Consider the following 9,923-nt stretch of genomic DNA (forward strand, 5'->3'; position numbering starts at 1 on the left):
TGCAGGCGTTCTATAATATTAATTAGCGTTGCACTTGGTGTGTTAATCTAAGTTTGTAATTATTGCCCAGTCATTTTATAATTGCACAAACTTAACTGGCACTAGAATTGTGCGAATTGATAAGTGATCATGGTATAGTGTCGTTCAGAGCTACTCTATTCATACTGGTATTTATATTTGGTGATGATTGAGCAGTGCCTTAACGGACCTTAAATGAAAACATGATTTGAACGTTTTTGTTAACTGTTCTATTTTTAGATACTTAACATCAGGTTTACCTCTCTACGACAGACGACGTAAGTTGGTTGTCTTGTAATTGGCGCGACCAATAAAAATAGACTAGTTAATCGATCTCACTCATGTCTATTTTCTTTAATTGTACTGATGGGCCGTTTAGCAGCCTGTCGGTTTGACAGACAGTACTCGTAAAGTTTCAGTACTCGTAAAGTTTGTCAAAACTGTAAAACCACATGATTCTTTCTTCACATTTAGCGCAAACTAAACGAAGTCAGCTAGCTCTTCCTTACTTTATTCGTCTCGTGTGTTGCTGGTACGGGATTGACAGAAAACCATGTCAATCATTGGTAGCAGATACAGGAGTATAACCGCAAAAAGGATGCCCGCTGTGAAAAGCAACCGACCTATTGATCTGCCTTTAAGCCAAGTGATTAGCGTTAATCGCTCACCGATTGCGATAGCTTCTATCTTGCATCGTATTTCTGGCATTATTTTATTCTTATTGATTCCTGTCATGCTGTGGTTACTACAGAGTTCCTTGGCGTCGCCTGAGAGCTTTGAAGCCGTGTTTGACAATGTACTTGTGCGCTTTTTAGCATGGATATTTGTTGCTGCGATTGCTTATCACTTCGTGATGGGTATCAAGCACTTATTTGCTGATATGGGCAAAAACGAGGAACTGAAATCTGGCCGTACAGCTTCTATGGTCAGTTTTGTGATTGCAGCGATTTTAGTTATCGCGTCATTTGTATGGGTGATGTTCTAATGAGTAAAAACGATTCAGGAATCAAAAGTGCTACTGGTCTGACAGGTTCAGGCTCACGTGATTGGATTATCCAGCGTATTAGTGGTGTTGTTTTAGCCGTCTATAGCGTGATATTGCTGGGTTTCTTTTTGACCCATGGCGAAGTCACTTACTTAGAGTGGTCTTCATTTATGACTAGCTTACCTATGCGTTTGTTCAGCTTAGTAGCAGTACTTGCTCTAGCTGGTCATGCGTGGGTGGGTATGTGGACAGTATTTACTGACTATATTACCACTGGCAAATTGGGCTCTGGCGCAGCAGGACTACGTTTAGTGCTTCAGTCATTGATGATTATCGCTATTTTAGTCTTTCTATTTTGGGGCATCATGATTTTTTGGGGTAGTGGCTTCGGTGCCGTTGCTGCTTAACCATTAAGTCATCACCCTGACTGGCTGTAAAGGATGGTCACAGCAGTGTTGTTGACTGCTCATATACCAAAACCATCTATCAATAGCCGAAAGCAGTCATAGCATTGGGTTTGTGCTGATTTTGCCCTCACTTAATATTAGCAATAGAGTTAAGCAAGATAGCGTCGCCCAGTATCACGATAGATATGCAAATTAAGTGGTTGAAGGTTGTGCGGATCATTGGAATGTAGACATAGAGCGCTTCAAATAAGCGATACCATGATAGCCATCCTTTTTATTTACTTCTAAGCATTAACAGGCATTAGGAAAACCGTAATGGCAACTAGACAAGATAATACCATTAGTAACATCAAGACCCTAAACTACGATGCGGTCATCGTCGGTGGTGGTGGCTCAGGTATGCGTGCTTCACTGCATTTGGCTGAAGCAGGCATGAAGGTTGCAGTTTTGACCAAAGTATTCCCAACTCGCTCGCACACAGTTGCTGCACAGGGTGGCATCGGTGCAAGCTTGGGTAACATGAGTAATGACAACTGGCATTTTCACTTTTATGACACGGTTAAAGGTTCGGATTGGTTAGGTGACCAAGACGCGATTGAATATATGTGTCGTGAAGCACCAAAGGTGGTCTATGAGCTAGAGCACATGGGTATGCCTTTTGACCGCAACGAAGATGGCACGATCTACCAGCGTCCATTTGGTGGTCATACCTCAAACTACGGCGAAAAAGCAGTTCAACGAGCTTGTGCTGCTGCTGACCGTACCGGACACGCACTATTACACACGCTATATCAAAAGAATCTAGAGCAAGGTACTGAATTCTTTATCGAATGGATTGCGCTTGATTTGATCAAGGATGAAGTTGGTAATATCAACGGCGTAATCGCGCTTGAACAAGAAACAGGCACCATCGCTGTATTCCAGTCACCTATCACTGTGCTAGCCACAGGTGGTGCTGGTCGTATCTTCACGGCATCTACCAATGCTTATATCAATACTGGTGATGGTATTGGCATGGCTGTTCGTGCAGGTATCCCATTACAGGATATGGAGTTCTGGCAGTTCCACCCAACTGGCGTTCATGGTGCAGGCGTACTATTGACCGAAGGTTGTCGTGGTGAAGGCGCAATTCTACGTAATAAAGACGGCGAAGCGTTCATGGAGCGTTATGCTCCTACTGTGAAAGATTTGGCGCCACGTGATCTAGTATCGCGCTCAATGGACCAAGAAATCAAAGAAGGTCGTGGTTGTGGCCCGAACGCTGATCATATTGTAATGGACATGACGCATTTAGGCGTAGACACCATCATGAAGCGTTTGCCATCGGTATTTGAAATTGGTAGAAACTTCGCCAACGTTGATATCACTAAAGAAGCCATCCCAGTTATCCCAACCATCCACTACATGATGGGTGGTATTCCGACCACGATTCATGGTCAGGTGATCAAGCCAGATCTTGACGCAGGTACGGATGAAGAAGGTCTATACGCGAAAGGCAATGTTGTTAAAGGTCTTTATGCAATTGGTGAATGTGCTTGTGTGAGTGTCCACGGTGCGAACCGACTTGGTACTAACTCACTACTTGATTTGGTCGTGTTTGGTCGTGCTGCTGGTAAGCATATCGTTGATGAATTCCATCATGCTGATCATAATTATAAGCCACTAGATCCCCGTGTACTTGACTTTACCGTTGGTCGTTTAGACAAACTACAGCAGTCTACTGAAGGCTACAATGCGCAAGACGTGGCTGATGAGATTCGTGCAACGATGCAAACGCACGCCAGTGTTTTCCGTACTCAGGCAATCATGGACGAAGGTGTTAAGAAGATATTAGCGCTGGGCGAAAAGATTGATAAAATCCACTTGGCTGATAAATCACAAGTCTTTAATACAGCACGTATCGAAGCATTTGAAGTTGCTAATCTATATGAAGTAGCAAAAGCGACGATGATATCAGCGGCTAATCGTCACGAAAGCCGCGGCGCACACAGTGTGTCTGACTATGATCGTCCAGAAGATGACGACTACGCACCAAACGGTCGTAATGATCACGATTGGATGAAGCATACCTTATGGTATTCTGAAGGCAACCGCATCATCTATAAGCCAGTTCGCAAAGTACCATTGACTGTTGATTATATCGAGCCAAAGGTTCGCGTCTACTAATATTAGACGAAGAGCCTGTTACATCGCAGATATATACAGAGTAAACGTTTTATCCTTTATTAATTTATTTAAAAGGTGACCGCCAGCTACAAGCTCATGCCAGCGCTAACACATTATTGGTCAGTATATGCTACTGTTTAATCGTACTGACCAATAGCTAGCGCAACTATGTTGCAATCTTTGTATGCCCGCCATCACCTACGTGTGGAGTTTAGCATTATGAGCCGAGGTACTCGCACCATCGAAATTTATCGCTACGATCCTGATGTGGACGCAGCACCACGTATGCAAACCTATACGATTGAGCTGTTAGACTCAGATCGTATGTTGCTTGACGTGTTACTACGCTTAAAAAAGGAAGATGAAACCATCACTTTCCGCCGCTCTTGCCGTGAAGGCATCTGTGGTTCTGACGGCGTGAACATCAATGGTAAGAACGGTCTAGCATGTCTAATCAACATGAACACCTTACCAGAGAAGGTAACGGTTCGCCCTCTACCAGGCTTACCAGTTGTTCGTGATTTGGTTGTTGATATGAACCAATTTTACGAGCAGTATGAAAAAGTACACCCATACTTAATCAATGATCAGCCAGCACCACCAACTGAGCGCTTACAGTCACCCGAAGAGCGTGAAAAACTAAACGGTCTGTATGAATGTATTCTGTGTGCATGCTGTTCAACCAGCTGCCCATCATTCTGGTGGAATCCTGATAAGTTCTTAGGTCCTTCAGCATTGCTACATGCCTATCGCTTCGTTGCTGATAGCCGTGATGGTGATACTCAAGCGCGTTTGGCTCGTTTAGATGATCCGTTCAGCCTATTCCGTTGCCGCGGTATTATGAACTGTGTATCGGTTTGTCCTAAAGGCTTAAACCCAACCAAAGCAATTGGTCATTTACGTAATATGTTGATTGACCAAGCGGGTTAATCGTTTATAATTGCATGGTTTTGCAGACACTGTTATCAAAACACCACCTAAATATTAGGTGGTGTTTTTTATGAGCCACATATTAGCCTGGTACGGGAAGTTTTTAGTGACCTAAGTTTGTGTGATGGTAAGGGTATAATGACAATACGTTTATCATATGTAAGATAGCAAGCCATGCAAAGGTGCAAGCTATATAATGATTCGTGGTCATTGTTCATGCCGATGTCGAAGTTCCAGAGGATAGACTTCTTGCATTCATAGTCACGCATCAGTTGCATGAAACTAGAAACTAGCGAATAACAAAATGGTGAATTACTATACTAATAATGCTTATTCATTATGTAAATATCTAGTATTGAACAAACAAACTATGTGCCAAAAAATAGCCGTGATAAGCTGTGGAGTGGTACATGCCAGTATTAGAAACTTCATGCCCAAGCCATCTGAGCGTATCTTAAGTCACCGGGTCACCGAGTTCATAAGCAGATGAAAATAGCGTAGCATAGGGATGTCATTTAAAATAATACGATATGACAGGTTGAATATTTGCGGGCACGGAGTGTGCGTAGTCGGAATATACAAAGATATTGTCTGTGAAAAGATACTGACTACCACGAGAATGTTGTTTCAACGGTACCGTTTTGAGCCCAAACTGATTATAATGGGTTGTCAAACGCTCAGTGTTCATTAGATTGATATAGTTAAAAGTATTATATAGAAGTTAGTACTGCGACACGAGTTGGGTAAGAAAACTGGGCATTCACAAATAGCTATACTTTTGACGTAGGTATTGTAATAATGACGTAGGTGTTGTGATTTTGATAGCACTTTTAATAGTACATTAAGGATTGCTTTGGTGACATCGATAGCAGTTTTCATGATTAGAGCGCAGTGCGTTTTAGTAAGCGGTATCTAATAAGGCGTGGCGACTTGCCTGAACACCGATACACAAAGATTACGACAGAATAAGCACGATTCCATTCATTTATCTATCAAATAGACGATTATTATGAATAGTAAAACTAAAGAACCAGTAGACCTAGAACATACTGAACTGGCTGCTGATAATGCCAATTATATCGAAGCTCTCTACGAGCAATACCTAACAGACCCTGATAGCGTTGACTCAGACTGGCAAACGTATTTTGAACAATACAAATCGCCAAGCGATGCGCAACACAACGCTATTAAGGATCAGTTCTTATTGCTTGCACGAAACCAAACCGCTAATAAGCCTAGCCCTGGGGCGAGCACGAGCAGTTCAGCTCAATGTGCTGATCCTAAGCAAATGGCTGTGCAGCAACTGATCTCAGCATATCGCCGCCGTGGTCATCGCAATGCGAAACTTGACCCTTTAGATCTGGATACACGACCAGAAGTAGAAGATTTAACGTTAGCGTTTCATAACCTTTCGGAAGCTGATCTTGATAAGGTATTTCCTACCAATGATTTAAACATTGGCAAAGAAGAAGCATCGTTACGAGAAATTATCGAGATTATGGAACGTGTATATTGCCGCTCTATTGGCGTTGAATACATGCATGTCACAACCAGCGTAGAAAAACGTTGGATGGAAAAGTACCTAGAAAGCAACCTAGGTTACATCAAGTTTGACAAAGAAAAGCGCCTCTCTATCCTCGAGCGTTTGACAGCGGCTGAAGGGTTAGAAAAATACCTGGCTCGCAAATACACAGGCGTCAAACGTTTTGGTTTGGAAGGTGGTGAAAGCTTTATCCCTGCTATCAATGAAATAATCCAACGTACCGGTAGTTATGGTACCAAAGAGATGGTCATTGGTATGGCTCACCGTGGTCGTCTAAACTTATTGGTCAATATTTTAGGTAAAAACCCAGCTGACTTGTTTGATGAGTTTGATGGTAAAGTGCAGCCAGAGAAAGGCTCAGGCGATGTTAAGTACCACAACGGTTTCTCGTCTAACGTCATGACTCCGGGTGGCGAAGCGCATCTAGCGCTAGCGTTCAACCCCTCACATCTTGAAATTGTAGCTCCGGTACTACAAGGCTCAGTGCGAGCTCGTCAGGTTCGTCGCAATGACGAAGCGCTTACGGATAAAAAAGGCGGTAATACAGTACTGCCTATCGTTGTCCATGGCGATGCTGCATTTGCTGGTCAAGGTGTCGTACAAGAAACCTTCCAAATGTCGCAAACTCGTGCGTACACCACGGGTGGTACAGTCCACGTTGTTATCAACAACCAAGTAGGTTTTACGACTAGTCGCCAAGAAGATGCCCGTTCAACTGAGTACTGTACCGACGTGGCAAAAATGGTGCATGCACCAATCTTACACGTAAACGGTGATGATCCTGAATCTGTTGTTTTTGCTGCCCAGTTAGCGTTAGATTATCGTCATGAGTTTGCTAAAGATATCATCATAGACCTGTTCTGTTATCGCCGTAACGGTCATAACGAAGCGGATGAGCCGTCATCAACTCAACCATTGATGTACAGCATTATTAAGAAGTTACCGACGACTCGTACTCTTTATGCAAAAAAACTAATCGAAGAAGGGTTGTTAGACGCTAAAGAAGAAAAGCAATACGAAGATGATTACCGTGAGTCTTTAGACCGTGGTGATTATGTTGCTAGCTCTTTAGTTCGTGAACCTAACGAAGAGTTGTTTGTAGACTGGGAGCCTTACTTGGGTCACGACTTAGTTGACGAATGGGATACCAGTGTCGATATCGAGACGCTAAAAGGTTACGGCCGCCGCATGGCTGAAATGCCCGAAGGTTATAAGCTACAACGTCAAGTCCAAAAAGTAGTGGACCAACGCTTGGCAATGCAAACGGGTGAAGAGCCACTTAACTGGGGTGCCGCTGAGACACTGGCCTACGCATCATTAGTTGATAATGATGACGTAACAGTCCGTATTACTGGTGAAGATGTCGGCCGCGGTACTTTCTCTCACCGTCATAGTGAAATATACAATGTCAACGATGGCAGTATGTATGTACCGCTTTCGCATGTGAGTGAAAATCAAGCACGCTTTGCTACTTACAATTCGTTGCTGTCTGAAGAAGCAGTATTGGCCTTTGAGTATGGCTACGCCACCACAGTTCCAAATGCCTTGGTTGTTTGGGAAGCGCAGTTCGGCGACTTCGTCAACGGCGCACAAGTGGTGATTGATCAGTTCATCTCAAGCGGTGAGACTAAGTGGCAGCGCGTTTGCGGTCTAACGATGTTGTTACCACATGGCTATGAAGGTCAAGGTCCTGAGCATTCATCTGCTCGTCTTGAGCGCTTCTTGCAGTTATGCGCCGAAGACAATATGCAAGTGATTACACCGACCACTCCTGCACAGATTTATCATGCGCTACGTCGTCAAGCCGTACGCCCAATCCGTAAACCGTTGGTCGTGATGTCGCCTAAAAGCTTATTGCGCCATAAGTTGGCCACTTCTCATTTAGAAGAGCTTGCTAATGGTAAGTTTGAGACAGTAGTGTCAGAAATGGACGACCACAATGCAGACAAGATAACTCGTATGGTGTTGTGTGGCGGTAAGGTTTATTACGACTTACTCGAGCAACGCCGTGAAATGGGTCTTGAAAATGTAGTTATCGTGCGTATTGAGCAGCTCTATCCGTTACCAGAGAAGCGTTTGATTGAAGAAATTGAAAAATATAGCAATCTGACAGAAATCGTATGGACGCAAGAAGAGCCACTGAACCAAGGTGCTTGGTATTATTTAGCACCGCACATGTACCGCATCGTCGTACCACATCCAACCAAGGCAAAAGTCATGGAGCCGATGGCACGTCCTGCTAGCGCTGCACCTGCGACAGGTTCACCAAAACTGCACGCTCAGCAGCAGCAAGCGCTAGTCGCTGGTGGTCTTGGCGTCAGTGTTGATGAGTTGTCTAAGTAACAGATTATAAGTATAGAAGATACATGAATCAGGCGATGACAGTCAGGACTTAATAATGCCGTATCAGCAGCACGATGTTAGAAAGGTATTGACTGTCTATCACGACTTAATAATGAATATGAATATCCAAATCTAAGGAGTATATCGATGGCTGATATCAAAGCCCCCGTTTTTCCAGAATCGGTTGCAGATGGCACAATCGTTGAATGGCATGTTAGCGAAGGTCAACAAGTAAATCGTGATGATCTTTTAGCTGAGATCGAAACCGATAAAGTTGTGTTAGAAGTTATGGCACCTGATGATGGTGTTGTGACCAAAATTGTCAAAGAAGTTGACGATACCGTACTCTCTGATGAGTTGATCGCAGAATTTGAAGCCGGTGCAAGTGGCAGCACTGATGCTGACGCTAGTTCAGATGACACTCCTGCTGTCGAACCTGACCAACCAGCTGCCCCTGTACAGCAAAAACCAGCTGACAGCAAAGACGAAGCCGATCATAAAGATCAGAGCCCAGCCGTACGCAAAGCAGCAAAAGAAAGCGGTGTTGATCCTAAAAACGTCGAAGGCAGTGGCCGCGGCGGTCGCGTAACCAAAGGCGACATGTCTAACCCAACGCTAAAATCAGACAGCTCTATTAAGTCTGATAGTGGTCGTCCAGTGGCTGAGTCAGCAGGCGAACGTACTGAAAAACGCGTTCCAATGACTCGTCTACGTAAGCGTGTGGCTGAGCGCTTACTATCAGCAACGCAAGAGACTGCGATGTTGACTACATTCAACGAAGTCAATATGAAGCCGTTGATGGACATGCGTGCCAAGTATAAAGAGCAATTTGAAAAGCGTCATGGTGTACGTTTAGGCTTTATGTCTTTATTTATTAAAGCGGCGACTGAAGCACTCAAGCGCTTCCCAGCAGTCAACGCATCATTAGATGGCGATGATATTGTTTATCACGGTTTTTATGATATTGGTGTTGCGGTATCGTCTGATCGCGGTTTAGTCGTTCCTGTACTGCGTGACACCGATCAGATGAGCATGGCAGATGTCGAGGCACAGATTCGTGCGTACGGCAAAAAAGCGCAAGAAGGCAAGCTTGGTTTAGACGAAATGACAGGTGGTACCTTCACTATCTCTAACGGTGGTGTATTTGGGTCACTGATGTCAACGCCTATCTTGAACCCACCACAAACTGCTATCTTAGGTATGCACTCAATCAACGAACGCCCGATGGCAGTCGATGGTAAAGTCGAAATCTTACCAATGATGTACCTTGCATTGTCTTACGACCACCGTATGATCGATGGCAAAGAAGCCGTACAATTCTTAGTAACTCTAAAAGAATTGGTCGAAGATCCCACTATGCTTCTCTTAGACCTGTAAGCTTCTAAGCTTGTATCGGCAATCGCTGATACAAGCTTTTTAATGTGGGTATAGGCGGCTGTCGTTTGTTGATAAGTAAAAAGTAGTATTTGTTCGATGTGGTGTCATAGTGATATCGCTATCCAACACAAAAGAGAAGTTATTTATCCAAAAG

Annotated in this window: 6 protein-coding genes; all 6 read left to right on the forward strand. The window is 43.9% G+C overall.

Annotation, left to right across the window (positions count from 1 at the left end):
* The first annotated feature begins 616 nt into the window (after positions 1-616).
* Positions 617-1,003: a succinate dehydrogenase, cytochrome b556 subunit gene (gene sdhC, locus L0J61_RS05950; protein ID WP_301465417.1), complete on the forward strand. Its 387-nt coding sequence runs from the start codon at positions 617-619 to the stop codon at positions 1,001-1,003.
* Entirely contained in the window at positions 1,003-1,410 is a 408-nt protein-coding gene (gene sdhD, locus L0J61_RS05955) for a succinate dehydrogenase, hydrophobic membrane anchor protein (protein ID WP_301465418.1), read from the forward strand. The genes sdhC and sdhD overlap by 1 nt, the downstream gene beginning before the upstream one ends.
* 315 nt (positions 1,411-1,725) lie before the next feature.
* On the forward strand, positions 1,726-3,576 hold the full coding sequence (gene sdhA, locus L0J61_RS05960) for a succinate dehydrogenase flavoprotein subunit (protein WP_301465419.1): 1,851 nt from the start codon (positions 1,726-1,728) through the stop codon (positions 3,574-3,576).
* Between the two features lie 219 nt (positions 3,577-3,795).
* Positions 3,796-4,506, forward strand: a complete 711-nt coding sequence (locus L0J61_RS05965) for a succinate dehydrogenase iron-sulfur subunit (protein WP_301465420.1) — start codon at positions 3,796-3,798, stop codon at positions 4,504-4,506.
* 1,009 nt (positions 4,507-5,515) lie between these two features.
* Positions 5,516-8,392, forward strand: coding sequence for a 2-oxoglutarate dehydrogenase E1 component (locus L0J61_RS05970; protein ID WP_301465421.1), 2,877 nt, complete (start codon positions 5,516-5,518; stop codon positions 8,390-8,392).
* A gap of 147 nt (positions 8,393-8,539) precedes the next feature.
* Positions 8,540-9,769, forward strand: coding sequence for a 2-oxoglutarate dehydrogenase complex dihydrolipoyllysine-residue succinyltransferase (gene odhB, locus L0J61_RS05975; protein ID WP_301465422.1), 1,230 nt, complete (start codon positions 8,540-8,542; stop codon positions 9,767-9,769).
* Positions 9,770-9,923: the final 154 nt, after the last annotated feature.

Origin of the sequence: Psychrobacter sp. (assembly GCF_030457785.1) — a bacterium.
GTDB lineage: Bacteria > Pseudomonadota > Gammaproteobacteria > Pseudomonadales > Moraxellaceae > Psychrobacter.